Source organism: Mycobacterium sp., assembly GCF_049802695.1.
Lineage (GTDB): Bacteria > Actinomycetota > Actinomycetes > Mycobacteriales > Mycobacteriaceae > Mycobacterium.
Genome location: NZ_JBARMY010000507.1, coordinates 1 through 26,063 on the forward strand (window position 1 = coordinate 1; position 26,063 = coordinate 26,063).

The 26,063-nt window shown below is 64.1% G+C and carries 23 protein-coding genes, 1 tRNA gene and 1 pseudogene; 15 read left to right on the plus strand and 10 right to left on the minus strand.

What is annotated here, in order from left to right; genetic code table 11:
- From WA317_RS19930 to WA317_RS19955, 6 genes are all read right to left on the minus strand, one after another.
- Positions 1-912 (minus strand): serine/threonine-protein kinase (locus WA317_RS19930; RefSeq protein ID WP_425174674.1); only part of this gene is annotated, 912 nt, incomplete at its 3' end.
- Positions 909-2,384, minus strand: a complete 1,476-nt coding sequence (gene pbpA, locus WA317_RS19935) for a D,D-transpeptidase PbpA (RefSeq protein WP_425174675.1) — start codon at positions 2,382-2,384, stop codon at positions 909-911. The genes WA317_RS19930 and pbpA, both read right to left, overlap by 4 nt.
- The gene (locus tag WA317_RS19940) at positions 2,381-3,790 is read right to left on the minus strand and encodes an FtsW/RodA/SpoVE family cell cycle protein (protein WP_425174676.1); all 1,410 of its coding nucleotides are present in this window, start codon (positions 3,788-3,790) and stop codon (positions 2,381-2,383) included. Before WA317_RS19940 ends, pbpA begins: the two co-directional genes overlap by 4 nt.
- Positions 3,787-5,262, minus strand: a complete 1,476-nt coding sequence (locus tag WA317_RS19945; RefSeq protein ID WP_425174677.1) for a protein phosphatase 2C domain-containing protein — start codon at positions 5,260-5,262, stop codon at positions 3,787-3,789. The genes WA317_RS19940 and WA317_RS19945 overlap by 4 nt, the downstream gene beginning before the upstream one ends.
- Positions 5,259-5,723, minus strand: coding sequence for an FHA domain-containing protein FhaB/FipA (locus tag WA317_RS19950; protein ID WP_425174678.1), 465 nt, complete (start codon positions 5,721-5,723; stop codon positions 5,259-5,261). Before WA317_RS19950 ends, WA317_RS19945 begins: the two co-directional genes overlap by 4 nt.
- 121 nt (positions 5,724-5,844) lie before the next feature.
- Complete coding sequence (locus WA317_RS19955; protein WP_425174703.1) at positions 5,845-7,644, minus strand: FhaA domain-containing protein; 1,800 nt, start codon at positions 7,642-7,644, stop codon at positions 5,845-5,847.
- 256 nt (positions 7,645-7,900) lie between these two features.
- On the opposite strand from WA317_RS19955, the gene WA317_RS19960 reads away from it, so the two are divergent.
- Both WA317_RS19960 and WA317_RS19965 read left to right on the plus strand, forming a co-directional pair.
- Positions 7,901-7,986 (plus strand) — tRNA-Leu (locus tag WA317_RS19960).
- A 713-nt stretch (positions 7,987-8,699) separates the two neighbouring features.
- On the plus strand, positions 8,700-9,083 hold the full coding sequence (locus tag WA317_RS19965; RefSeq protein ID WP_425174679.1) for a hypothetical protein: 384 nt from the start codon (positions 8,700-8,702) through the stop codon (positions 9,081-9,083).
- Positions 9,084-9,102: 19 nt separating this feature from the next.
- Here WA317_RS19965 and WA317_RS19970 read toward each other — a convergent pair whose 3' ends face one another.
- The 3 genes from WA317_RS19970 to WA317_RS19980 all read right to left on the minus strand — a co-directional run bounded on the left by WA317_RS19970 (position 9,103) and on the right by WA317_RS19980 (position 10,788).
- Positions 9,103-9,855 carry an MBL fold metallo-hydrolase gene (locus WA317_RS19970; RefSeq protein WP_425174680.1) on the minus strand — a complete coding sequence of 251 codons (753 nt, stop codon included), beginning with the start codon at positions 9,853-9,855 and terminating at the stop codon, positions 9,103-9,105.
- Positions 9,856-9,955: 100 nt separating this feature from the next.
- Positions 9,956-10,297: a GNAT family N-acetyltransferase gene (locus WA317_RS19975; RefSeq protein ID WP_425174681.1), complete on the minus strand. Its 342-nt coding sequence runs from the start codon at positions 10,295-10,297 to the stop codon at positions 9,956-9,958.
- Positions 10,298-10,371: 74 nt separating this feature from the next.
- A complete protein-coding gene (locus WA317_RS19980; protein ID WP_425174682.1) occupies positions 10,372-10,788 on the minus strand; it encodes a WhiB family transcriptional regulator in 417 nt (138 codons plus the stop codon).
- Between the two features lie 142 nt (positions 10,789-10,930).
- Between WA317_RS19980 and WA317_RS19985 the strand changes: the two genes are divergently transcribed.
- The 6 genes from WA317_RS19985 (at position 10,931) to WA317_RS20010 (ending at position 15,240) form a co-directional block, all read left to right on the plus strand.
- Positions 10,931-11,707 carry a helix-turn-helix domain-containing protein gene (locus tag WA317_RS19985; protein ID WP_425174683.1) on the plus strand — a complete coding sequence of 259 codons (777 nt, stop codon included), beginning with the start codon at positions 10,931-10,933 and terminating at the stop codon, positions 11,705-11,707.
- An 8-nt stretch (positions 11,708-11,715) separates the two neighbouring features.
- On the plus strand, positions 11,716-12,543 hold the full coding sequence (locus WA317_RS19990) for a C40 family peptidase (RefSeq protein ID WP_425174684.1): 828 nt from the start codon (positions 11,716-11,718) through the stop codon (positions 12,541-12,543).
- Between the two features lie 57 nt (positions 12,544-12,600).
- A complete protein-coding gene (locus WA317_RS19995; protein WP_425174685.1) occupies positions 12,601-12,972 on the plus strand; it encodes a DUF4226 domain-containing protein in 372 nt (123 codons plus the stop codon).
- 112 nt (positions 12,973-13,084) lie between these two features.
- On the plus strand, positions 13,085-14,560 hold the full coding sequence (locus WA317_RS20000) for a DUF4226 domain-containing protein (RefSeq protein WP_425174686.1): 1,476 nt from the start codon (positions 13,085-13,087) through the stop codon (positions 14,558-14,560).
- 57 nt (positions 14,561-14,617) lie between these two features.
- Positions 14,618-14,932, plus strand: a complete 315-nt coding sequence (locus WA317_RS20005; RefSeq protein ID WP_425174687.1) for an ESX-1 secretion-associated protein — start codon at positions 14,618-14,620, stop codon at positions 14,930-14,932.
- The gene (locus tag WA317_RS20010; protein ID WP_425174688.1) at positions 14,929-15,240 is read left to right on the plus strand and encodes a DUF2694 family protein; all 312 of its coding nucleotides are present in this window, start codon (positions 14,929-14,931) and stop codon (positions 15,238-15,240) included. The genes WA317_RS20005 and WA317_RS20010 overlap by 4 nt, the downstream gene beginning before the upstream one ends.
- Positions 15,241-15,253: 13 nt before the next feature.
- On the opposite strand, the gene WA317_RS20015 is transcribed toward WA317_RS20010, so the two are convergent.
- Positions 15,254-15,397 carry a hypothetical protein gene (locus WA317_RS20015; RefSeq protein WP_425174689.1) on the minus strand — a complete coding sequence of 48 codons (144 nt, stop codon included), beginning with the start codon at positions 15,395-15,397 and terminating at the stop codon, positions 15,254-15,256.
- Positions 15,398-15,659: 262 nt separating this feature from the next.
- On the opposite strand from WA317_RS20015, the gene WA317_RS20020 reads away from it, so the two are divergent.
- The 7 genes and pseudogenes from WA317_RS20020 (at position 15,660) to WA317_RS20050 (ending at position 25,719) form a co-directional block, all read left to right on the plus strand.
- Positions 15,660-16,817 carry a DUF5631 domain-containing protein gene (locus WA317_RS20020; RefSeq protein ID WP_425174690.1) on the plus strand — a complete coding sequence of 386 codons (1,158 nt, stop codon included), beginning with the start codon at positions 15,660-15,662 and terminating at the stop codon, positions 16,815-16,817.
- 94 nt (positions 16,818-16,911) lie between these two features.
- Complete coding sequence (locus WA317_RS20025; RefSeq protein WP_425174691.1) at positions 16,912-17,232, plus strand: DUF2710 family protein; 321 nt, start codon at positions 16,912-16,914, stop codon at positions 17,230-17,232.
- A complete protein-coding gene (locus WA317_RS20030; RefSeq protein WP_425174692.1) occupies positions 17,229-18,182 on the plus strand; it encodes a transglycosylase SLT domain-containing protein in 954 nt (317 codons plus the stop codon). Before WA317_RS20025 ends, WA317_RS20030 begins: the two co-directional genes overlap by 4 nt.
- Before the next feature lie 2 nt (positions 18,183-18,184).
- On the plus strand, positions 18,185-19,681 hold the full coding sequence (gene eccB / locus WA317_RS20035) for a type VII secretion protein EccB (protein WP_425174693.1): 1,497 nt from the start codon (positions 18,185-18,187) through the stop codon (positions 19,679-19,681).
- Positions 19,682-19,683: 2 nt separating this feature from the next.
- A complete protein-coding gene (gene eccCa, locus WA317_RS20040) occupies positions 19,684-23,763 on the plus strand; it encodes a type VII secretion protein EccCa (RefSeq protein ID WP_425174694.1) in 4,080 nt (1,359 codons plus the stop codon).
- Between the two features lie 171 nt (positions 23,764-23,934).
- Positions 23,935-24,366 (plus strand): hypothetical protein, encoded by a 432-nt coding sequence (locus WA317_RS20045; RefSeq protein WP_425174695.1) that lies wholly within the window; start codon positions 23,935-23,937, stop codon positions 24,364-24,366.
- Between the two features lie 75 nt (positions 24,367-24,441).
- Positions 24,442-25,719: pseudogene (locus tag WA317_RS20050) on the plus strand (IS256 family transposase).
- The last annotated feature ends 344 nt before the right edge of the window (positions 25,720-26,063 follow it).

Consider the following 26,063-nt stretch of genomic DNA (forward strand, 5'->3'; position numbering starts at 1 on the left):
GGCGTTGGTACCGGACGGAATGGCGGCAGGCGCAGCCCGGCCGGATGCTGATCCCTGGCTGGTGGGACGGGGCGGACGGCGCCCGGCCCGTACCGCGGCCACCGCGTCTGCGAACGGGCCGCCGCTCTTATAACGCATGCCCGGGTTCTTGACCAACGTGATTTCGATGAGTTCCCGCACGTTGGGCGGCAAGTCGCTGGGCAGCGGGGGCGGCGGCTCTTTGATGTGCTTCATCGCGACTGTGAGGGCACCGTCGCCGGTGAACGGCCGCTTGCCCGAAACCACTTCGTAGCCGACCACTCCGAGTGAGTAGACGTCACTGGCCGGGGACGCGTCGTGCCCCAACGCTTGTTCGGGCGCGATGTACTGCGCGGTGCCCATCACCATGCCGGTCTGGGTCACCGGCGCGGCATCGACAGCCTTGGCGATCCCGAAGTCAGTGATCTTCACCTGCCCGGTGGGCGTGATCAGGATGTTTCCGGGTTTGACGTCGCGATGCACCAGGCCGGAGGCGTGCGCGACCTGCAGTGCGCGCCCGGTCTGCTCGAGCATATCTAGGGCGTGCCGAAGGGACAGCCGGCCGGTGCGTTTGAGCACCGAATTGAGCGGCTCACCGTTGACCAGTTCCATTACCAGGTAGGCGGTGTGGCCCTCGCCGTCCATTTGGGTTTCGCCGTAGTCGTGCACGCTGGCGATCCCGGGGTGGTTGAGCATCGCGGTGGTGCGGGCTTCGATGCGGAACCGCTCGATGAACTCGGGGTCGGTGGAGAATTCGCTTTTGAGCACTTTGACCGCGACGCGCCGGCCCAGTCGACTGTCGACCGCCTCCCACACCTGGCCCATACCGCCGGTGGCGATGAGGCGCTGCAGGCGATACCGGCCGGACAGCGTCACACCTACTCGCGGGCTCATGGTCCTCCCTGAAGCGCGGCCTCGATCACAGCCCGCCCGATCGGCGCGGCGAGCGCACCACCGGTCGCGGACAGCCGGTCGGCGCCGTCCTCGACCAACACCGCCACGGCCACCTTCGGCGTCTGCGCGGGTGCGAACGCGATATACCACGCGTGCGGTGGCGTGTTGCGCGGATCGGTGCCGTGCTCCGCGGTACCGGTTTTGGACGCGATCTGCACGCCGGGGATAGCCCCTTTCTGCTGTGTGACTTGCTCGGCGCCGACCATTAGTTCTGTTAGCTTAGCGGCGACCTGCGGCGACACCGCACGGCGCTGCTCGTGCGGTGCGGTGGTGCCGATCGGTGCCAGGTCAGGTCCCTGCAGGCTTTCTACCAGGTAGGGCTGCATCGTCACTCCGGCATTGGCGATAGTCGCGGCCACCACCGCGTTCTGCAGCGGTGTCAGTGCCACATCTTTCTGTCCGATACTGGACATACCCAACGCGGCGGCGTCCGGCATGGGGCCGACGGTCGATTCGGCGACTTGCAGCGGGATGGGATCTAGAGCGCTGTCGAGCCCGAAGGCGTGCGCGGTGCTGCGCAGGGCGTCCGGACCGGTCCGCAGACCGAGTTGGACGAACGCGGTGTTGCAGGAGCGGGCGAACGCGACGCGCAGCGACACCGTTGGCTCGCCGGCGCACGGTGTGCCGCCGTAGTTCTCCAGCGTGGCCGTGCTGCCCGGTAGCGGAATGCGCGGTGCAGAGGTCAGTTGCTCATCTTCGGTAGCCCCGACCTGCAGCGCGGCTGCAGTCGTGATGACCTTGAACGTCGACCCCGGCGGGTAGGTCTCGCTGATGGCGCGATTGGTCAGCGGGGACGCCGGATCGTCACGCAGCCGCTGCCAGGCCTGCAGCTGATCGTCGGTGTTGTGTGAGGACAGCAGATTCGGGTCGTAGGACGGCGAGGAAATCAGCGCCAGGATTTTGCCGGTGGACGGCTCCAGCGCGACGACCGCGCCTTTGCACGGGCCGTTGCAGCCCTGCTGCATCGCGTCCCAGGCGACCTGCTGTACCCGGGAGTTGATCGTGGTGTCGACATTTCCGCCCCGGGGATCGCGAGCGGTGAAGAAGTCCGCCAGTCGGCGACCGAAGAGCCGGGGGTCGGATCCGTTGAGCACCGGATCCTCCGCGCGTTCCAGACCGGTGCTGGAGTAGCGCAGCGAATAGAAGCCGGTGATCGGTGCATACGCCGAGGGATTGGGGTAGACCCGCAGGAATCGGTAGCGGCTGTCCGTGGCCACCGAATAGGCCAGCAGTTGCCCGCCGGCGGTGATCTGGCCGCGCTGCCGGGAGTATTCATCGAGCAGGACTCGCTGATTGCGGGGATCGGTGCGCAGCCCGTCGGCGGTGAAGACCTGGGTGAACGTCGCATTGATCAGCAGAAGGACTATCAAAGCCATCACGGTCACCGAGATTCGGCGCAAGGAGGCGTTCATACGCGCTCGATCACCTCGGTGCTCGCGACGGCGATCGGCGACGGCTTACCGGTCCGTGGACGTGGCGGACGTCGCGCCGAGTCGGAGATGCGCACCAGGATGGCCAGCAGCAAATAGTTGGCCAGCAGAGACGAGCCGCCGTAGGACATCCAGGGCGTGGTCAACCCGGTCAGCGGAATCAGCTTCGTCACGCCGCCCACGACGATGAACAGCTGAATCGCCAACGTCGACGCCAGGCCGGCGGCCTGCAGCTTGCCGAAACTGTCGCGCACCGCGATCGCCGTTCGCAGGCCGCGGACGATGACGATGGTGTAGAGCATCAGCAGGCTGGCCAACCCGACCAGGCCGAGTTCTTCCCCGAACGCGGCGATGATGAAGTCGGTCGACGCCGCGGGCACGGTGTCCGGCTGCCCGTTGCCGAGTCCGGTGCCGAAGATGCCGCCGGTGGCGAAGCTGAACAACGACTGCACGATCTGATAGCCGCTGCCGTCCGGGTCGCTGAACGGGTTGAGCCAGGTCTGCACGCGGACCCGGACGTGGCCGAAGGCGAAGTACGCCGCGACGCTTCCGACCGCGAACAGAGCCAAGCCGATAACCACCCAGCTGAACCGTTGGGTGGCCAGATAGACGACCGTCAGAAACGACGCATACAGCAACAGCGAAGTGCCCAGGTCTTTTTCGAACACCATCACCCCGACGGAGATCACCCACGCTGCCAGCAGCGGCGCCAGGTCGCGTGCGCGCGGCAGGTCCAAACCCATCACGTGCCTGCCCGCGCTGGTGAACAGCCCGCGCTTAGCCACCAACACGGCGCAGAAGAAGACCAGCAGCAAGATCTTCGAGAACTCTGCCGGTTGAATCGAGAAGCCTGGCAGTCGAATCCAGATCTTGGCGCCATTCTGCTCGGAGAATTCCGTCGGCAACAGCGCCGGGATCGTCAGTAGCACCAAACCGGCGAGTCCGCAGATGTAGCCGTATCGCGCGAGCTGCCGATGATCCCTGAGAAATGTGACCCCGAGGGCGAACGCACCGACACCGAGCAGTGTCCAAAGCATCTGCTGGTTCGCGCTGGGGTGGGTGCTGCCGCCGATCGCGCTGTCAGCCAGGTCCAGCCGGTGGATCATCACCAGGCCGAGGCCGTTGAGCAGCGCGACGACTGGAAGGAGCAGCGGATCGGCGTACGGCGCGAAGCGCCGAACGGCCAAGTGCGCCGAGGCGAACAACGTGAAGAACGCCAGAGCGTAGCCGGCCAGATCCCAGCGCAGAGCCCGCTCCTGGTTGGCCTGCACAATCACCAGGGCCGCCGCAATGATGACGGTGGCGAAGCACAACAGCAGCAGCTCGGCATTTCGGCGATTCGGTAGTGGAGGTGTTACCGCGACCGGTGCCTGGGGCTGCGTCGTCATGCCGCTTCCCGGCAAGCAAGTGCCGGTTGATTCGAAGAGGGTGGACTCGCCGGCGCGTTGGGGGCGGTAGCCCGCGAAGGTGCGGGAGTCGGGGGTATCGCCGGCACGTTGGCGTGGGGCGACTCCGTGGAAGCCGACGGCGGCGCGGAGGTTGATGGCGCGGTGGAGTTAGTCGGCGCCGGGGTCTGGCTGCTGCTCGGCGGCGTAGCCGGGGAGGGTGAAGAGGCCGGCGGGCAGGCGGGAAAAAGGCCCTGCAACTGCTTCTTGGCGCCGTCGAGGTCGGCGTAGGGCAGTCCGGTCTTCACCAGCTCCTGGCTGGACTGACTCAGATTGGCCATTCTCAACGGCTGACAGCCCGGCGGCTTGCCGGGCTGCCCGTATGGCTCATTGCTGCCATTGAAGCAACCCACCAGCCACGGTTCCTGCAGGCCTATGCCCAGAATCGTCCCCCGGATGCCGCGCATGATGGTGACCGTGTCGTTGTAGTCAGCGACGTAGTAGTAGCCGCGGACAACAGTCCGCCCGATCGCCAGGCCGGCGAGCAGGAGCAGCACCACCAAAGCGATGCCGATGGCCAGCCGGCGCCGCGAATACTTTGGTCGGGTGGCCGTTTCCGGCGCCGGCTCAACAGCTTTGGGGGGGACGGTTTTGCGGGCGTTGATCGCCGAAGCCCGGCCGGCTGCGGTGTTGGGACGGGTTTGTTGAGCCTGGTCGCCGGATACGGCGCCAGCCAAGATCGGTTGGGTCTGCCCGTAGTCGTTGTCGACCACGTCGGCCACCACCACGGTCACGTTGTCGGGTCCGCCGCCACGCAGCGCGAGTTCGATGAGGCGCTCGGCGCTCTCACTGACGTCGGGTATCTGCAGGGCATCACGAATGGTCTCGTCGCTGACGGGATCGGAGAGTCCGTCCGAGCACAGCAGGTAGCGGTCACCGGTGCGGGCTTCCCGCATGATCAGGGTGGGCTCGACCTCATGGCCGGTCAGTGCCCGCATGATCAGCGAACGCTGCGGGTGGCTGTGCGCCTCTTCGCGCGTGAGGCGGCCTTCGTCTACCAGGGTCTGCACGAAGGTGTCGTCTTTGGTGATCTGCGTCAGTTCACCGTCGCGCAACAAGTAGCCCCGGGAGTCACCGATGTGTACCAGCCCAATGCGGTTGCCTGCGAAGAGGATTGCGGTGAGCGTCGTGCCCATACCCTCGAGCTCGGGATCCAGCTCGACTTGTCCGGCGATCGCCGAGTTGCCTGCCCGCACCGCGGCGTCGAGCTTGCCGAGCAAGTCGCCGCCGGGCTCGTCGTCGTCGAGGTGGGCTAGCGCTGCGATCGCCAGCTGAGAAGCGACCTCACCGGCGGCGTGGCCGCCCATGCCGTCGGCTAACGCCAACAGCCGCGCGCCCGCGTACACCGAGTCTTCGTTATTGGAACGCACCAGCCCGACGTCGCTGCGGGCTGCGTAGCGAAGGACCAGGCTCACGGGCGCAGCTCAATCACCGTCTTGCCGATTCGAACCGGCGTTCCAATCGGAACTCGTACCGCCGTCGTCACCTTCGCCCTGTCAAGGTAAGTGCCGTTGGTCGATCCTAGATCCTCCACGTACCATTCCGAGCCACGCTGAGACAATCGCGCGTGCCGCGTCGACGCGTAGTCGTCGGTGAGCACCAGAGTGGAGTCATCGGCGCGTCCGATGAGCACCGGCTGCCCGCTGAGGCTGATGCGTGCGCCGGCCAACGACCCTTCAGTGACCACTAGATAGCGCGCGCTTCTGTTCTGCCGGGAAGGCAGCAGAGCGCCACGTAACGGCAAGCCGCGCCGCACCATGACAGCCCCGGTCGGCGCATAGATGTCCGTCCGCAAGATGCGCAGCACCGACCAGATGAACACCCACAACAGCAGCAGGAACCCGGCACGCGTCAGTTGCAGAACTAGACCCTGCATCCGGCGTCCCTTCGTCCTGGCGCTGTATCCGCGGCCGTGCACCCGAGCACATCAGCAACGTCACGATACTTGGACGGTGGTCGACTTGGGTCGAAGCTCGATAGCTTCGCCGAGCAATGGCTCAATGAATGTGGACGATGATCTCCGAATGACCTAGCCGAATCACGTCGCCGTCGGCTAATTGCCACTCTTGCACCGCCGCATTGTTGACGGTGGTGCCATTGGTGGAATTGAGGTCCGATAACAATGCAACCTGTCCATCCCAACGAATTTCGAGGTGCCTGCGCGACACACCGGTGTCAGGCAACCGGAATTGAGCGTCCTGTCCGCGGCCAACGATGTTGGCGCCTTCGCGCAGTTGATAGGTCCGTCCACTACCGTCGTCGAGCTGCAAGGTGACCGTCGCACCGCTGGCCCCGTAGCCGCCCTGCCCGTAGCCGCCATAGCCGCCTACTTGGGTTTCGGAATGGCCGAGATCGTAACCACCGCCGACGGGTTCGGCGTAGCCTGCCCCGGGCTCGGCGTAACCAGCCGCAGGTTCGCCGTAGCCACCGGGCTCTGCGTAGCCGCTCGGCTCTGCATAACCGCTGGGATCTGCATAACCACCGTGCTCTGGGTACCCGCCGGCGGCGGGCTCGCCGTAACCGCCACCAGGTTCGCCATAGCCACCACCGGGCGGCGCGTACGCGCTCCCACCGCCGGCTTCGCCGTAGCGGTTGTAGTCGCCCTGACCGTAGTCTTGCCGTCCGTATCCAGGCCCCGCCTGGTAGCCCTGGTCGGCTGGATAGCCTTGGTCATAGCCGCCCTGGTCCGGGTAGGCGGGTCGCTGCTCGCCCGGACTGTAGCCGCCCTCCTCGTGGCGAGCAGGACCGCGCCCGTAGTCGCCGTAACCCTGCTGACCGCCGCCCGGCGGGCCGTAGCCACTGCCCTGGCGGTAGCCGGGGTCGTATCCCTGGCCACCGGCGTAGCCGGCGGGCGGGCGCTGTTCAGCGGGAGGCTGATAACCACTAGGTCCCCGCTCGGGGGGGTATCCGCCCTGGTCAGGATATCCACCCTGGTCGGGATAGCCGCGCTGATCGCCGTGGCCGCGCTCGGGGTAGCCGCCGCCTTGCTCGGGGTAGCCGCCTTGCTCGGGGTATCCAGTTGAGCCGGGGTATTGGCGCTGGTCGGGATAGCCGCGCTGGTCCGGGTATCCGCCTTGTTCCGGGTAACCACGCTGGTCGGGATAGCCACTTTGTTCCGGGTAGCCGCGTTGGTCGGGGTAGCCGCCCTGCTCGGGATGGCGCGGTGGCGGATAGCCGCCCTGCGGCGGGTAGCCGGCGGGATCACCCGGATAGCCGCGGCCCTCCTGGCCGCCGCGCGGATCGTCTTGTGGACGACCGTAACGGTCGTCGTAATACTCGTCGCCGGGCCGCCCCTGCCCCTGGCCGCCGCGATAGCTGGAATTGTCGGTCATCGGTGGTACTCCTGGTTCTGCGCTGAACGCACGGTCTGATTGTGGCGGAGCGGCACCGCCAGCCGTCGGGCGGGACTCGACGTCGGGGTTGACAGCGCCGCGGGCGCGGAACTGGCCGGTGTGCAGGCTTGAGGACTGTTCGAAGCGGACGACCACATCACCATACGTTTGCCAGCCCTGTTCACTGATATATCCCGCCAAGTGTTTGGCAAAGGTGTCCGACGTGAGATCGGGATCTGCGGCCACAATCTCGTAGTCGTGCACTCCGAGAGTAATGACGTACTCGTTGGGCGCCAAAAGCCGATTGCCCGGAAGGGACTGAATTCCGTCGGCTGCTTCCCGGCGCAACATGGCTTCGACCTCTTGAGGGACGATCGATCCGCCGAACATCCGAGCAAACGCATCACCTAACGTCGCCTCCAGTTTGCGCTCGATGCGTTGAACTAGCCCCTTCTGGCCGCCCATCTCCAGCGCTCGCCTCACTAGTTTTGCTGCCGCTGCTGTGGAGCGGTCAACCGCACGCTTGTCGGAACAACGATGTCTTAGCAAGTATGGTATCGGGACAGGGCAGCACCGCGGCACCTCAGTAACTCTGAGAATCGCCTTTACACAGCTCAGGGCCGGTTCGAGGGCTGTGCGTCGTGCTGGTAACCCCGCTCTCGGCCACCGGGCGCGGCTACAGTTCGCGGCGCTTACAGTGATAGGCTGCTCCGGTTGCCACGGGCGAGTGGCGGAATGGCAGACGCGCTGGCTTCAGGTGCCAGTGTCCTTCGGGACGTGGGGGTTCAAGTCCCCCTTCGCCCACCAATCTGACGAGCCGAGTCATTAAATTAAATAAGTGCGATGGGCGGACGGCTCCAGCATGAAGCTCTTTTGCTGGTTGGTCCAGTAGGCGCAGGCGGGCCTGACCTCGCACGGCAGCGCACGCCATGACGAGCGGCAGCCGTCGACGGCGCACAGCTCGTAGTTTCGACCGGAGCCTTCCAACCCGAACCAGAAGTGACTGCCCACACGATGGCGCCGGCAGGCCTGTCGGCGCCATTCTTTCCCGCTAGCCGACTAATCGTTCTCCGGATACTCCGGTAGTCGAATGCCGTCTGCTGCGACGCTGCCGAATCATTTGCCGACAAAGCTCATGAAGGTCCGGTCGACGGGGCTCACCACCACCCGGGCTCCCGCGTGCAATATGTGGACGCCGTTTGCGCGCTTGTGGATCGGCCCGGCGCAGAACGGCCGGCCGCGCGTTTTGTCCTGGGTCGACGTGTGATCGCCTGAACTGTTCGTACCGGTTCGAGGCGGCCTGGTGATCGTCAGTGCGGAAAAGCCCGGCCGCCGGGTCACGGCGCTGCGGTGCTCGTTCGATGACGGTGGTCTGCCAGCCCCGGGCGCAGCCAGTTGGTGCGCCAGTGCAGCTCCCGCGATGCCGGCTGCGGATATCACGGCCTGATTTCCGCTTACTGCACGCCCAATCGACATTTGTGCTGAGCCGAAGCAATCCCGGGAGACAGCAAGAATGGTGGATGGACTTCGCGATGCGCTACTACCGGTGGTATCGCCCCGTCGCGAGCGTCTTCGGCCTTTGGCCCAAATGGACCACGATCCGGGTAGTCGGCAACACACTGCACATCAAACACGGGTGGGCTTTCGCGATCGATGTCCCGCTGAAGGACATCAAGTCGGTGAAGCGGATCAACAAGCGGCCCCGGGCGTGGGGAGTCCACCCGATGGGAGATGCCTGGATGGTCAATGGTTCGCGCTACGGCATCGTCGAACTCAACTTCGTTCGCCCATTGACCTCCGGCACGGTGAGATTCGTGGGCGGCAGCTGGGCTGAGGTCCGTTGCCTCTACATAAGCGTGACGGACCCGGACAGCTTCATCGCCGCGCTGGAGTCGGGAAACTAGTCGAGCGTCACGGCGCTCGTCAGTGCGGTCCGCGACGCCGCGCCAGTTCGGCGGCGTCCGCGATGCCGCCGGTCCACGGCTCGCCGTGTCCAGGTAGCACGACGGTGGCGCCGGTGTCCCCCAGCACAGTAAGTGAGTCGAGAGCCTGCGCGCTGTCCGCGGTGGCGGCTCCGGAGACGATCTGCGGGCCTCGCCCGCCGGTGTAGGGGTCCAGTGTCACAAGCGCGTCGCCGGTGATGAGGGCGTCTCGTTCCGGGAAGTGCAGCGCAGTGTGTCCGAAGGTGTGCCCTGGGGTGAACACCGGAACCGGACTTCCCGGGACGTCAAGGGGGCCATCCGCATCGAAAACGGTCACGTCCTCGACGCCCCTGACCATGAGCGCGCCGGCCAAGGTCATGCGCGCCACGATGGGCAGTGACCGGGGATGGGTCAGTGGCACGGCAAACCGGTTGCGTTCGTGTTGATACCGCAACGGGTGCGCGGCGAGGTGTATCTCGTCGGTGTGTGTCCACACCGGCAGGTGCCACTCCTTCTGCATCGCGGACGCGACGCCGACGTGATCGAAATGGGCGTGGGTGAGCACCAGCGCGGCCACCCTGTCCGGGTTTACGCCGACTTCCCCCAACAACCGGGCAAGGTGTGACCACACGCCGGGCAGACCGGCATCTACCACGGTGTACTCGCCGGCGTCACCCTCGATCAGGTACAGGTTGACGTGAGCATGTTCGATGCGATGAATGCCGTTCGCAACATCGCGGTGCAGCGTCGCCATATCACCCACTCCTTGGAGCACACGATCGTTACAGCGGGGGCTTCACTGTCCTCGAGCGGTTGCGTACCCGATTGGCGAACGAATCATGTCTTCGGCGGGGTCAATCAGCCGTGAGGTCTTGTACCCACTGCCTGATCTCCGGCGTGACTCGGTCGGTGATATCGCTGAGCTCCGGATGCTTCTTGAGCACACCCGCCACCGTCGGGCAGACCGCGACAATGCGCTTACCGTCGTCTCGTGTGTTGGCCAGCGCCTGCTCGATGAGGATGGTGGCCAAGCCGCGTCCTTCGAACTCGTCGTCAACCTCGGTGTGGTAGAAGACGCGCTGGTCCTCACGGTCGGCGATACAGGCGTGCCCGACGACGCTGCCTTCCACTGCGATGTCGTACATGCCGGCACCGGCAGTGACGGTCGCTGGTGCGCCAGTTTTATCGGTCGGCATCTGCACTCCTTTCGTCCGCAGCACCCGAGGCAAAGCGGTGCCGCTACCGAGCAGACCACATAACGGCCGGAAAGTCAGGCGGCCGAACGGGGATTAGTGTGAGAGGCCGCGAGGTGGAACACGGTACGTGACAGCCGGTCGGCGTCGCCCTCGCGCCGGGTCAAGAGGGCCGCATTCTCCGGCAATTGCCGAGAGCTGATGTCACCGGAAGCAATGCGTCGCAAAGTGTCGTGCGCCCGAGCCAACTGTTCCCGCTTGCGGTATTGGCCACCAGGAAGTTTCACCCCGGCCCACACGCCATATTCTTCCCGGTGTTCGACGGCGTAGCGCGCACAGCGTTGCTGCTGCGCCAACGGGCACCGGCGCAGACACATGAGGCGCGCTTCGGTGGCTGACCGCTCGTATGCGCGCGCCTTCGCAGCGCCGTCGCCCGCATCGTCGTCGGGGTAACCGAACCATAGTTCCGGGTTCTCTGAGCAGGGATATCCCACGTGCTGGCCTCCTCTGATCGTAAACGTAGGCAGAACCATATATGGCCGCGAACCCGGGCACAAGGCAAACATTGACAAAAACATATATCTCGGAGAAGCGCCTTCGCGCGTTGTAATATCCGAGCGTGCCCGGAGCGTTGTGGTGAGCCGCGAGTCGGCAGGGGCGGCAATCCGAGCGCTGCGAGAGTCACGCGATTGGTCCTTGGCGGACCTCGCGGCCGAGACCGGGGTCAGCATCATGGGCCTCAGCTACCTGGAACGAGGAGCGCGCAAACCACATAAGAGCACAATTCACAAGGTAGAGAGCGGCCTTGGATTACCGCCGGGGACCTATCACAGGTTGCTCGTAGCCGCTGACCCCGAAGCCGAACTCGACCGGTTGGTCGCGGTCAAACCGGTAGAACCAGGTGTGCAGCGCTCCGCAGGACCAGTAGTGGTCGACCGGCACAGCGATACGGAAGTGCTCGAGGGATACGCCGAAGCACAGCTGGAAGCACTCAAAGCGGTGATCGGCCGGCTACCGGCGACAACATCAAACGAATATGAGACGTATATTCAGTCCGTGATCGCACAGTGCGTCAAGGCCGAGATGCTGGCCGCTAATTCGTGGCGGGTCGCGGTGAATGCCGGTGCTGAATCGGCCAACCGACTCATGGCCCATCTGCAGGCGCTGGAGGCGACCCGCGCCGCCCTACTCGACCGCATTCCGACGACCCTGAGCGCGCGCTTCGACCGAGCGTGCGCGCGCTCCCCGCTCCCGGAAAAGGTCATTGCCGCACTGGTCGGCGTCAGCGGCGAGGAAATGTGGGACATCCGCAATCGAGGTGTCATCCCGCCAGGGGCGCTTCCGCGCGTCCGAGCCTTCGCTTCGTCCGCGCACACCGCTGATCCGCCTGAAGCCGACGGAGACGACGGCTAGGGAATGCGTTGAACGATAACGATTGGGAGGTCTTGCGTCGCGCGCATCACTTGTTCACCGGCGCAACTCGGTTGGTGACGATCGAAGGGGCCGGCCCAAGCGCCGACACGCAAGTGAACCGAACCGCTGGTGCCGGCGATGCGCACCGGCGTTATCAGCTCGCGATGGGTGATGCGCGGACCGCTTTACTCTCGGCGGCGGCCACGGACGACGCGATGACCGGGATCATCAACGGGGCGCACCAGGATCACGCACATGCCCGCGAAGCGACCCGAGGTGTTCTCGACGAGGCACGTGCCGATAGCGCCACTGCGGACAACCCTGTGGCACAGCGCGAGGCGGCGCGTCGTCGTATCGCGCGGCTACGAGCTCAACGAGCACACGTATCGACAGCCCGGACCCGGGCGCGGCACCACGCGGCGGCGTTGCGCGCGTTGCGTTACCGGCGGACGGGACGGCAGCACTCACGGTTGAGCGGTTTGGCATTGCCGCCGAAGAGCAGGGCCCGGATAGCGGTGCATGCGGCGCTGTCGCGATTGGGCCGGCCCTACGTCTGGGGCGCGACGGGTCCTGATCAGTTCGACTGCTCCGGTTTGGTGAAGTGGTCCTACGCGCAGGCGGGTGTCCACCTGGAGCGCACCACCTATCAGCAAATTCACGAGGGAATTCCGGTGTCCCGTGCTCAGGTGCGTGCGGGTGATCTTGTCTTTCCCCATACCGGCCATGTGCAGATTGCGCTGGGCCACAATCTGGTTGTCGAGGCCCCGTATTCCGGTGCCACGGTCCGCATCAGCCAGTTGGGTCCCAGTGTGGCGATCCGACGGCCGGTCTGGTAGGCCGCGCACGCGTGATAGTGGATTGTTGAGTCCGGGCCAGGTGAGTAGGTTCAACGCATGGCAGATCAAACCGGACACTCGGTAGCTGCTATCCAAGCCAGTCAGGCTGCGCTGGTCGCCCAGCACGGCGCGGTCGCTGATGTCGACCACGTGCTGCGCGAGGCACTTGCCGGCGCACATGCGGCCACACTCGAAGGCCTTTCGCGGCTCGACGCCATCGCCCGTGAAATCAACGGCGCCGTGCAGAACCAGGCTGCGTTAGCACTCGACACCCCTGTCGGCACGCGGGAATTTCAGAAGTTTCTGGTGGCCAAGCAACGCGAGATCGTTGCGGTCATCACCGAGGCCCGAGAGCTCGACAAAGCGAAACGGGCTGTGCTGGAAGGCCTCCGGTCGCAGTACACCGTGCCGCCGACGGACGAGGCGTGAGCAGAGGAACGTCGCTCACAGCCACTGCGGTGTGAATTGTGGGTGCACAGCGGCCTGGGTACTGTTCCCGTGCATGACAGGGCCGCGAACCGCACGGTCACCCGCCTGAGCAATGGCGACAGTCGAAGATCTACTCGCCGCGATCAAGCACGTGAACGTTTGCTCGGGTGATCCGCAAGCCTGGCGGACCGGCCTGACGTCGCAAGAGGTGACGGACGTCGCGACCATTTATGTGGCGACCCCGCAACGAGTTGAGTCGTTGCTCGGCAAAATCCGCAGCCGGCACCCAGACCTGTTCGACTCGACGACCGGAGCGATGGTCGTCCCGCCAGTGCACCACCCTGGCAGTGTCTCGGGACCGGACCCGCCGGCTGACCAGCGGCCGACGGACCACCAGGAAGGCGATGCCGCAGACGCTATCAGGAGCGCAGAAAGCGCTTTGGCGCAGCAGAACTCGTCGACCGCACAGCTTGACCTGCAAGTCATCAGCGCAATCCTGAATGCACACCTGATAGCGGTTAACGGCAAGGAAGCTTTGAATCAACTGCAGCGTGACGTCGAGTCGGCGGTGCGGACACGAACTGATCTGGACACCGCTGCCGGCGCTCGGGACTTCCAGCGATTCTTGCTCGGCAAGCTCAAGGACATCCGGGTCTTGATAGCGGGCGCGAGCCTCGACGACACGTCGAAGTCGGCGCTGATGGCAGCTCTGACGTCGCTCTACAGCGTCTCTCAAGAGGGTCACCCCGAGCCGACTGCACCCAGCGCGCCACCGGCCGTCGGCGCGCCAGCTGCTTCGCAGAACGACAGCACCGAACCGGACGACATCGAGACCGACCCATACCTGGACTCGCCACTCGACGACGACGACCACGACTTCTTTCCCGCCGACTCGCCGAATCAGGCACCCGCGCCCACGCCTTCAGCAGCTGTGCCGAGCATGCCTGCCACAGCGGGCTTCCCACCTTTCGGCGGCGCTGCACTGCCCGGTCCGATGCCCGGCTGGGGTGCGTCCAGCGGCTCGTCGATACCCGACTTGCTGCAAACCCTCGGGAAGCGCAGTTCGCCGGACGATGATCTCGACGCAGCGCTCGGGGGCAGGGACCCGGGCTTCGACGACGATCTCTGGCTGGACGACGACGACGATGACGCCTACGACGAGGATGACGCTGGAGAGCCGCCCGGGGAACCGGCGGGGCCGACCAACGTCGCCTTGCCCAACGGCGAGACGGTCACTGCCGCAGATCCGAAGCTCGCCGCTGTGATCGAGGCCGCGGTCAACGGGACACCCATCGCAGATGCGTTCCGAGAGCAGGGCATTACCATCCCCCTGCCGGGCACAGCAGTCACCGACCGGATCGATCCGCCGCAGCTCTCCCCCGGCGATATCGGTATGTTCACCGATCACCATGCACTGGCGCTCGGACCGGGCGAAGCGCTGGTCAACGGTCAAATTCAGCACATCTCCACGGTGCAGGGCCCGAGCTTTCTAGGCTGGGAGCATCCGCCTGCACCAGTGGCAACCGCCACGCCGTCCAAGCCCGATCCCCCGACCCCGACCAGACCGGCGGTCTTCGCCAACGCATAGCCCGACGGCAGTAACGCGCCCGCGGCTGCGGCCGACACATCGACAGGGAGAGAGCAGATGGCAGACCGAATTCACGTAGAGCCGGACACTTTGCGCGAAGTGGCGGACCAGCACCAGCAGGCGTCGGAATATCTGCGCACCGTTCCTTCCTCGCACGCGGCGATCCAGGAAAGCCTCGATTCGCTCGGGCCGATTTTCAGCGAGCTACGCGAGGCGGGGCGCGAGCTCCTCGAGCACAGGCGGCTCTGTTACGAACAACAAGCCGACGACCACGCCGGATTGGCGGATCATCTCAGAACTTCTGCGACAGTGTGGGAGCAGAACGAGCAAGATGCCGCCGCCAGGTTCAGAAGTCTTGACGACAGTCGATGACCAACGCTGATCCTGAATTCGACACCGTTCACCCGAGCAGCGCAATCATGTTCCGATCCAGCCGAGGCGGGTACGCGCACAGTGTCGTGCTGAGTCACGCAGCGATGGACACCGACGCACAGACCTTGGCTGAGGGCATACTGCTTACTGCGGACGTGTCCTACCTCAAGGCGCTCATGGAGGTTCGCGGAGAGATAGTGGCAGCGGGCTACACGCCGTCTGCCGTAGTTCCCAATCCTCGTGATCTGGACGCGGCGATTGAGAAGCTTCTAGCGCACAAATTGCGGCGGCGCCGCGCCGCCCGATAGACGCTGCGGAAAGCTAGCGAAGCCACGCCTGCACAGCTCCGGGATGCGGTGCGATATCGGTCGGCGGTTCGACGGGGTTGCCGCCGAACAGCTCCCGCCCGCGAGCCAGCAACGCGCGAACTTCGTCGAGTTGCTGCTGCAGCGCAGAATCAGCCATGACGTCACGCTACCCAGGGCCCGTCATCGCCACAATTCACTCGGTGTGCCCTCTTCGACCATTCGCACTTCATCTGCGTCCAGCGGCATAACGCCTGGTGAGGGTAAAAAAGGTAGTGAATTCCGCGTTAGACGGATGACGGTACGCTTGGCCGGTGGCGATCTTCGGTCGAAAGACGGCGCGCCAGCGCCTCCGGAGAGCGACCCGGGAATCTCTGACGATTCCGGCCTTCAGCTCTCCCATTGACTGCACACCATGGGTCGTGGGTGGGTTGTGGCCTGCCGAGCTGGCGACGATTACACCCGAAAATGCCCCGGCTGCAGAGTATCTCAAACTCGATCTGCAGCGAATAGTCGAGTCCGCGAACGAGGAGCTCAAAGCTATCCGGTGGGCTGTGATGCCCGACTTCGCCAGACAGGCAGAAGAGGCGCGAGTGATCGACGTCGCTCGCGGATCCGCGGTCCGTCGAGTGGAGTCGGTTGTCCGTCACCTCCACACGGCCGCGCCGATGAGCCCCGCAGAACACCGTCGTCCGGACGAACCCGAGGCCTCAATCGTCACAGAAGACCCCGCCGGGACGAGTCGGGAGGATGCTCAGCCCGGTCGCCATGCGGCCTCCCCGATGGCACCGCAGGAAGCTGTCGAGATGGGCAGGCACGCAGGGCCCGACGCGGGACCCGAGCAGTTCGGCCCAGAGGCCACGGCCGTCATGGCGAGCCCCGAGCCGGCTGCCGCCGAAACGTCCGAAATGCCCGCTAGATCTGCCTTTCTCGACCTTGAGGCAGAGACCGAGCGATTGTGGAGGCTGCTGAAGTTCGTGGCGCGTCAAGAACCGGGGTTGCGTTGGGCCGTCGGCAAGCGAGAGGACGGGACCACGGTAGTGGTCACGGACATGGCCCACGGCTGGATACCACCGGGGATTAGTTTGCCTGCCGGTGTCCGCCTGTTGGAACCCGACCGACGGAGCGGCAATGCAGCCGCATTGCTGGGACCCAGCGCCTTTTCGGTCAGTTATGCACCCGGTGACCCCCTCGGCTGGGCAACCAGCTCCTCGGCGACCGAACCGTCACTGCTCCCGCGGGCGCTGCCGATGATCGACGACCTCGGTTGGGGGCTCACTGAGGCAACGCACTGGCGCGATGGACTGCCGAGGATGGTGCAAACCCTGGCCAAAGCCGGCGCTGCCGGGACGGGCGTTATGGAGGCAGAGGTTGACGTGTTACGCGTACACCTCGACACCGCCCGGTACCAACTATTGGCCCAGTATCCAGACGTTGACTCCGCGCTGCTGCTCAATTGCCTGCTGTTGGCCGCTACCGAGGGCATTGCGACCGGAGACGAGTTGTCGGCGAATTATCACTTCGCCTGGTTCCTGAGACTAAAAACGCCGCCGGCAAGCAAATGGGCGGGCCAACCATAAGCCCTGGCAAGGGTTCGTAGAATTGCCGTTCGGCGGAGCGGTCCGAGCCCTAAAGTCTTAAATTGACGCTGGTAGGAGGGGTCGAGATACTGACATGGTGTCGGGGTCGGGGAGTCACGCGGAGCTGAGCGATAAGGATCTCGTCGAGTCGGTGCTGCGTGATCTCAGCGAAGCAGCTGACAAATGGGAAGCTCTTGTTGCCGAAGCAGAGACGGTCACCTACAGCGTCGATCTGGGAGACATCCGCGCCGTGGCGAACTCCGACGGCAGGTTGGTCGATTTGACATTGCATCCCGACGTAATGACCGGTTACACCCACGGTGAATTGGCCGAGCGATTGAATCTGGCGATCTCGGCCTTGCGTGAAGAAGCGAAGACCGAGAACGAAGCCCGGTACGGAGGTGGCTTGCGGTGACCTGGGATCCGCTGATGCGCCGCGCGGTGCAGCTTCTGGCCAGCGGGCACAACCTCTATGGGCTCGCTGAGCACTCCGTCGCTGGTCCCGAGCAGCCGCCCGCAGAGCTGGAAGATCGTGCCGAGGCGCTTAGGCAAGGGGCTGCAAGCGACGGAATCGGTTCGTCGGTGAAGCCACACATCGTGCGCCTGACACGCGCGCTGCGCAGCACAGCGGATACTAACAGCGAGCTGGACGCAGTGTTGAGCGAAGCCGGCAGCGGCCACAGATTGGGCCGGCGCGTCACCGGAATGGTTCTCGACGAGGCGTACGACGACTCGGCGCCGGCGGCAGACACTCCGCTCGGGCGACGAGAAGCTCTACGGCGCATGGCTACTCGTCTCCGTACGCAGCACCACCACGTCAATCGATCGCATCGCTTGTCGCACGGACTCGCGCAGCGGACCAGGCAGCTCAACTACCCCGACCGGCGGCGTACCCCGCGGTCCGGACACGCTTCAGGAAGCCGACCCCTCCCGCTTCGCGCAGTGCGCTATGAAAAGTCACATCGGCGCGGACACGTTCGCTACCGGATCGCGGAGGCGCTCGATCATTTAGGCATCACTGATCCGGCTGCAAGGCACAACTGGATTCGGGGTTATGAGACGTTGATAGCCCGCGAGTCCGGCGGGCGGGCATCGGCGGTCGCATCCGAGCCCGCGATTGCGCCGGGAACCGCCCAGCCGGACGGCCATGGCCTGGGCTACGCGCGTGGGCTAACGCAGACTATTCCGGCCACCTTCGCACGCTTTCACCAGCCGGGCACCTCCACCGACATCTACGACCCGGTGGCGAATATCTGCGCGTCGATGAATTACGTGCGGCACCGCTACGGTGTGAGCCTCGACGGAGCGAACTTGATTGCACTGGTGCAGCAGGCGGATGCTCGCCGCCCGCCGAAAGGATACTGACCATGCCGCTCAATCTGTCCAATCGCGACCAGAATTCCGGTCACCTGTTCTACAACCGTCGGCTGAAGGCGGCGATCACGCGGTTCTCGGTCCGAATGAAACACGACGACCGCAAGCAGCAGGCCGCAGTGGTGTTGTCCATCGTCTTCGTACTGATCGGTGTCGGCTGGATGGGGTTGCTACACATCATGAAACCAGCCGGCCTGGTTGGACAGTCGTCGATCATCGGTAACCGCGACACGGGTGCGATCTACGCGAAGATCGACGGACGCCTCTATCCCGCCCTCAACCTGACGTCGGCAAGGCTGGCAGTCGGCAACGCTTCCCCTCCGGCATGGGTGAAACCAAGCGAGATTGCGAAGTATCCGACCGGCCCGATGATCGGTATTCCCGGCGTGCCCGACGACCTTACGGTCACCTCCAGCGCCGTGTCGTCCTGGTCAGTGTGCGACACGGCGCCGGTCCGAGGTAGCGGAACGCCGCCGGTGGTGACAGCGATCGCCGGTGAACTGTCCTTGTTCGGGCGGGCAGCGCCGATGGCTTCAGAACAGGCTGTGCTCGCCACCCATAAGGGAGCCACCTATGTAATTTGGGGCAACCACCGATCACTGATCGACCCAGCCGACCGGCGGGTCACGTTCAACCTGGGTCTCGATCCCGGCGTGACGTATCCCGTCGAAATCTCCAACGCCCTCTTCGACGCGATGCCCTCTACGGAAACCCTTGCAGTGCCAGCAATTCCAGAAGCGGGCAGCCCGTCACAATACTTGCCCGGCGCCAGGGTCGGCAGCGTGCTGGAGACCCGCGACGCCAGCGGTGCCGTCGACGGCTTCTACGTGTTACTGGCCAACGGCGTGCAGAAGATCACCAGCTTTGTCGCGGACCTGCTGCGCACCGCTGATTCACAAGGTTCCACTGCGCCGGCGTTGGTCACCCCGGACAAGCTCATCAATATCCCCGTCGTCGACGTCCTCAATGTCAACTTCTACCCCGCCGCCAAGCTGAAATTCATCGACACCGCTGCGAACCCGGTCACCTGCGTTGCGTGGCAGAAGGAGTCCAGCGACCCGCAGGCGACGATCGGCGTGCTCACCGGCCGGGGTTTGCCTGTTCCGATCGGCATGGATAGTCGCTTGGTGCGCCTGGTCCGCAACGACCGTGACCCCAATTCGGTGGAGGCCGACCAGACGCTGGTTGTGCCGGGCGCGGCGAACTTCGTTGCAACCACCAGCGGCGTGGCGACGTCGAATAGTCGCGAAAGCTTGTATTGGGTATCGCCGCAAGGTGTTCGGTACGGCATTCAATGGGAGCACCGAACATTGCAAGCGCTGAGCCTGGACCCGGCGCGCGCCGTGCAGGCGCCCTGGCCCATCGTGCGGACGTTCGCCGCGGGGCCGGCCATCAGCCGGGACAACGCATTGCTGGCCCGCGACACCATCGTCAGCGGTGACGCGGTCGCACCGGTATCGCAGTTCGAACATCAGACGGCGGGAGGATAGCCATGTCCAAACGAGGTTTTGTTCGCGCCGCTCGTAAGCCACCGCCGGCTGTACCGCCGGTGCGGGTGGCGGTTGCGCCGCCACTGGCTCTGCCGGAACGCGAGCCACGCAACATCCTTCTGATGATCGCTGTACCAGCCCTGCTCGTCGGGATCATCGGCACCTTGGTGGTCATGTACACCTCGGGAGTCCGGTCATTGCAGTCCGGCTTCTTCCCGATGATGGGGCTGGCCGGCTTCGGTGCGTTGATGTTCAGTGGCCGGTTCGGCCGCGGTCGCCGAATCAGCTGGGGTGAACAGGAAAAGCAACGCCGCGTCTACCTACGTCAGCTCGACGACGACCGAGACGAAGTGCAGCGCGCCGCCCAAGATCAGCGGCGAAGCCAACTGTTCGTGCACGGCGATCCACAGAAGCTCGACACCGTGATTGGCGGTCCGCGGATGTGGGAGCGTCGGCCCGGCGACCCAGATTTCCTTGACGTGCGCCTCGGCATCGGAATACAGCAGGCCAGTGACTCGGCCGTGTCGCTGCAGTTGCCTGAAGTGCCGATTGGAGAGGAACTCGAACCGGTGACCGGCGGTGCCTTGAGGGACTTCATCCTCGAGCAGAGCAAGATTCGCGGGATCGGCAAGGTGTTGAGCCTACGGTCTAAACCAGGTTTCAGTTTCATTGGGCAGGACCCCGACGAACTGCACAATCTGGCGCGGTCCGTTATGTCTGCGATGGCCGTGTATCACAGCCCCAACGACCTCAAGCTGATGGTGGTGACCCGTCATCCTGAGGCCTGGTCATGGTTGGTGTGGTTGCCGCACAATCAGCATGACGAGATGTTCGACGCCTGTGGGCTGCGCCGATTGGTTTTCGGCTCCCCGACCGAACTGGAGGATGCGCTCGACGCCGAATTGCACCGCAAGGGCCGTGGGCCTTGGACGCCGCCGGTCGGGACCAGTCCCACGTCGATGCCGTCGCCGATGGAGTCGACAGGTCTATCGCTCGGTCCGCACTGGGTCATCGTAGACGACAGTGTCGGAACTCCCGAGCAGTGGGAGGGCGTCACCGGCCAGCGGGGCATCGCAGGTATTACTCTGTTGCGGTTGGCAACTCGGGCCGGTATAGGGGTCGGGTTCGCCGACGAGGGCCAGCGATTCGAACTGCGCAACGGACGGCTTTATCACCGCGACGCGTTCTACGCCGTAGCCGACATGCTCGCCGAAAGCACCGCCAACCGCTACGCGCGGGCTATGGCGCGCTGGTCGCCGATGACTGCCGGAGAACTGTCCGGAACGGACAGCCAGGCCGGCGAACTGCTGCGGGCGCTGGGGATCAACGATCCGCGCCAGCTCGACGTCGAGCGACTGTGGGCGGACAGTCGTGGCCGGGGCGATGCGAAGTGGGCGATGGTCCCGGTCGGCGTCAAGCCGGGCGGTGAGCTGCAGCACATTATTTTCCGCGCAAAAGATTTCGGTGGCTACGGGTTTCACTCAGTGGTGATCGGGACGTCCGGCTCAGGTAAGTCGGAGTTTTTTCTGTCGCTGTGCAACGGGATTGCGCTGACGCACTCCCCAGAGACGTTCATCGTGATTTTCGTCGACATGAAATTCGAATCCGCCGCCCAGGATCTGGAAGGTCTCCCCCATGTCGCGGGTTCGCTGTCCAACTTGGGTAAGGACGACCGGCACTTAGCCGAACGGATGTCTAAGGCTGTCAATGGTGAAATTGCCCGACGCTACCGGCTATTCAAGGAGGCTGGTGCGCGCGACGCCAACGAGTACGAGGAGATGCGGCTTGCCGGCCGCGACCTCGAGCCTGTTCCGATTCTGTTGGTCATCATCGACGAGTATCTCGAACTTTTTCATCATCACCAGGACTGGATACAACTGGTCATCCACATCGGGCAGGAAGGCCGCGGTTGCAACGTTTTCTTCACGCTGGGTGGTCAGCGGCTCGATCTGTCGTCGCTGAGCAAGGCGAAGAGCAATATCGCCTTCCGGGTGGCGCTGCGGGCGGAGACCGCCGAAGACTCCCGCGACGTCATCGGTAGCGACGCCGCTTTGCACCTGCCGTCGAAGGAAAACGGCTACGCGCTCCTCAAAGTCGGTCCGCGCGATCTGGAACCGTTCCGGTGCTTCTACCTGTCCGCACCGTACGTCTTGCCGAAGAAATCGGTGAACCTCAGCAAGACCGTGGACGTCAGCTTCTCTCAGCCTCGGCCGCTGACGTGGGAGTACCAGCCGCTCAGCGCCGAAGACACCGCGGTGTTGGCGGGCGCCGACGAACCAGACGAGCCCGACGAATTCCTTTTCCATGCCGATGGTTTCAAGAGGAAGAAGATACTCGACGTCATCCGCGAGTCGCTGGTCTCGCACCCCGCTCGACTGCCGCACCAAATTTGGCTGCCTCCACTGGAAGTCAGCGAACAGATAGACGTTCTGGTGGCATATTGGCGCGGCAAGCCCTGGCATGTCGACTATGGTCAAAATCCCGGGCTGGTCTTTCCGGTCGGGATCGTCGACATCCCGGAAGATCACATGCAGCGAGTGCACGTCATCGACGTCGAAATGGACAACGTCATGGTGGTCGCGACCGCCCAGCGCGGAAAGTCCACCACGCTGATGACGTTGATAACATCCGCCGCGCTGATGTACCGCCCGGAACGGGTGACATTCTTCTGCATAGGCGCGGCGCTGTATCCAGTAGAAGACCTACCGCATGTCGCCGGAGTGGTCAGCTTGAATGACAGCGAGGGCGTGTCTCGAACAATCGCGACAGTGGAGGGTTTGGTTCGCGCTCGCGAGGCATCGTTCAAGCACTACCAGATCGACATCGCCGAATTCAGGGAGCGGCGATTCGGGTCGGGAGGCGGCGGCGGCACCGACCCGCAGGACAAGTTCGGCGACGTGTTTCTCGTCATCGACAACTATGGCGATCTCTACGAAAAGGACCCAGCCATGGGTGACCGTGCGATAGCCGTCGCCCGGCAAGGTCTGTCCTACGGTGTGCACGTAATGACCAGTGCCGTCGCCTGGTTCGTCGGGCAGAAACAAGGGTTGCTCAATGTGTCTAACGCGCGGATCCAATTGCGGCTGAGCAATCCCGATGAATCACAGATGGGAGATGGCTTGGAGCGCCGAAGAGCCGCGCGAAACACTTTGGACCGGCCAGGGTTCGGTCTCAGCCGAGAAGGACACGAGTTGTTGATGGGAGTGCCCGAGATAACGGGGAGCCGAGGTGACCGGGTGGCGACACGCGGCGTTGGTTCGGTGATCGCCTCAGTCACCGGTGCGGATAAGGTGGAGCGCCTTTCCAGGCTGCCGGAGCGGGTGACCTTGAGTCAGATCATCGAAGCGCACGGGCGCTCCGTCGACGCCGCCGATCCGCTGAATATCCCCTTCGCGATCGGCGAGAGCGCCCTGCAGCCAGTGGCGCTGCCGACCCGGCTGGTGCCCAGCATGCTGATAATGGGCCGCCAATTATGCGGGAAGACAACAACGTTGGCGACAATCGGTCAGTCGATCGTCACCCGATTAAGTCCCGAGCAGGCGCAGATCACGATAATTGATCCGAAAACAACACTGATCGGCCGAATTCGGGGTCCGCATGTGCGCGCGTACGCCTACACCACAGAGGACATCGACAACGTCGTAGGTGAACTGGCGGCACTGCTGCGAGATCGCCTGCCCCCTTCGGGTCTGAGCCAGGAAGAGCTGCTCAACCGGAAAACGTGGGAGGGTCCGCATCACTTTGTCCTGATAGATGACGAGCACGAATTACGACCGCACAACCAGACGATGAAGCCGGCCGCAACAGCGCCGCTGTGGCCGTTGATTGAACGCAGCCGGGAAACCGGTCTCCATGTGATCGCCTCGCGGCTGCCCGGAAACTGGGCCGCCCAGGTGGTGATGAATCCGTTCGTTCAGAAGCTGACCGGATCTCGCTCCCCCACTTTATTTATGGACAACGACCCGGCGAACGTGAAGGTGTTCGGACGAACCAGCGCTCAACAGCTGCCACCGGGTCGAGGCTTGCTGGTTTCCAGCGACGGGGAAGTGGAAGGGGTCCTGGTCGGTTCTTCGACGGAATAGCGAGCATCAATTCCGTGTGCACTGCGGGCACGCAGTCCGGTTAAGATTTACGCAATAGTCAACGTCGCGTTGTCCGCGTGTCCCCCTCGCCGTGACCGGCAAGCCTAATCTGTCGGCACCTGGATCACATTGAGGCCCGTTAAGGCACACGACCAAGCACCAAGGCGACCCATGAACGTAATCCGCGTGAACTATCTTCCCGAATTCGACTTCGGGTATGACGCCGTGCTGTTGACCATGGACGGTGCCGGACTCGAGACGTTCGGAAACACCCTCAGCGAAGCAATCCAACGCGGGGCATCGCAACTTGAGCACGACGGTGTAATGCACAAGTTCCTCATCGAGACCGGCCGCGCCGATATCGACTTGGACAAGACCTCCGTCGTTTGGCACCTCGACCCCGCCAAGGCACGCGAGATCAGCGACGACCTCGACATCTCGCGCCGCAAGGACCGCGCGGGCCACAACTACGTCGACATCTCCACACCGGCTCCCACCCTTGTCCTCTCGCGCGACGAATACGTCGATGTCATCTATCCCTGGGTCACCCCGCCATCGGCGAACCAAGGGGAGACCGCTGAGCACGCAACAGATCCGGTGTAAGCAAGTGGGGTCTGTGGATTTGACGGTGTTTCCGGCCTGACACGCTGAGCGTTGCTCGGTGAGGAAGGTGCCGTGATGACGACACTGGACGATGTGGCGAAAAGTAAGCAGGTTGTGCAGTCTGCTGAGCAGCAGGCTGCGGTCGAGCTGGTGCGACTGGCCCAGGAACAGGGTTTGTCACTGACCGGGCCCGACGGGCTGCACAAACAGCTAACAAAGACGGTACGAGAGACCGCGCTCAACGAGGAAATGACCGAAACACCTCGGCTATGAAAAGCACGGCCCGCCCGGCGCGGGAATAGGCAACATCCGCAACGGCACCCGGGCAAAGACGGTGCTGACCGACACCACCGGCGCGGTTCGATATCGACGTGCCCCGGGACCGGGCCGCGACGTTTGAGCCGCAGATCGTCAAGAAGCGTCAGCGCCGGTCGTCCGGCGTCGATGAGGTCGTGCTGTCGTTGTATGCCAAAGGCCCGACCACCGGTGAGAATTCGTCACATTTCGCCGAGATCTACGGCGCGTCGGTGTCGAAGGAGACGATCAGCCGGATCACCGACAAGGTGATCGAGGAGATGAACGACTGGGCGGTGCGGCCTCTCGACGAAACCTACGCCGCGATCTTCATCGACGCCATTGTGGTCAAGGTCCGTGACGGCCAGGTCGCCAGCCGGCCGTTCTAAGCTGCCATCGGGGTCACCCTGGCCGGCGAACGCGACATCCTCGGATTGTGGGCCGGCACCGGCGGAGAAGGCGCGAAGTTCTGGATGAGCGTGCTGACTGATCTGCGCAACCGCGGCATCAAGGACGTCTTCTTCGTGGTCTGCGACGGCCTCAAAGGACTGCCCGAGGCCGTGGGCAACCTGTGGCCGCAAACGATCGTGCAGACGTGCATCATTCAACTGCTGCGCAACACATCTCGGCTGACCTCCCGCAAGTACTGGGACGAGATCAAACGAGACGTCAAACCGATCTATACAGCCGTGAACGCTAACGCGGCCCGCTCGGCGTTCGAGGAGCTGACCGAGAAATGGGGACAGCGTTACCCGGTGATCCGGCTGTGGGACAACGCCTGGAACGAGTTCATTCCGTTCCTTGATTACGACGTGGAGATACGCCGGGTCATCTGCAGCACCAACGTCATCGAATCGCTGAACGCCCGCTACCGACGAGCGATCAAAGCCCGCGGACACTTTCCATCCGAGCAAGCCGCGATGAAATGTCTCTACCTCGTGACTCGTTACCTAGCCCAACGGGGTGGGCAGGGCACGATGGATGATGCGGTGGAAGCCAGCGCTTAATGCGTTTGCGATCACGTTCGGCGACCGATTCCCGGCAGCCGAAACCTACTGATGGAAACCGCCGGAAACGCCGTTAACGAGATGGCCCCTTGCCAGGAGGAACTGCTGAACCGGCCAGAAGCTGACCGGATCTCGCTCCCCCAGTTTATTTATGGACAACGATCCAGCGAATGTGAAGGTCTTCGGAAGAACCAGCGCTCAGCAGTCGCCACCGGGTCGCGGCTTGCTGGTTTCCAGCGACGGGGAGAGGGAAGGGGTGCTCACCGGAACGCCAGGATAGGACGACCGCACCGCATCCCCAAGGCGCCGGAACACTGAGTCGACAGTGGGTGCCGAACAACTTAAACTCAGACAACTCACTCGCGGTATGAATCTTCGGAGCAACGTGGGAGGAAG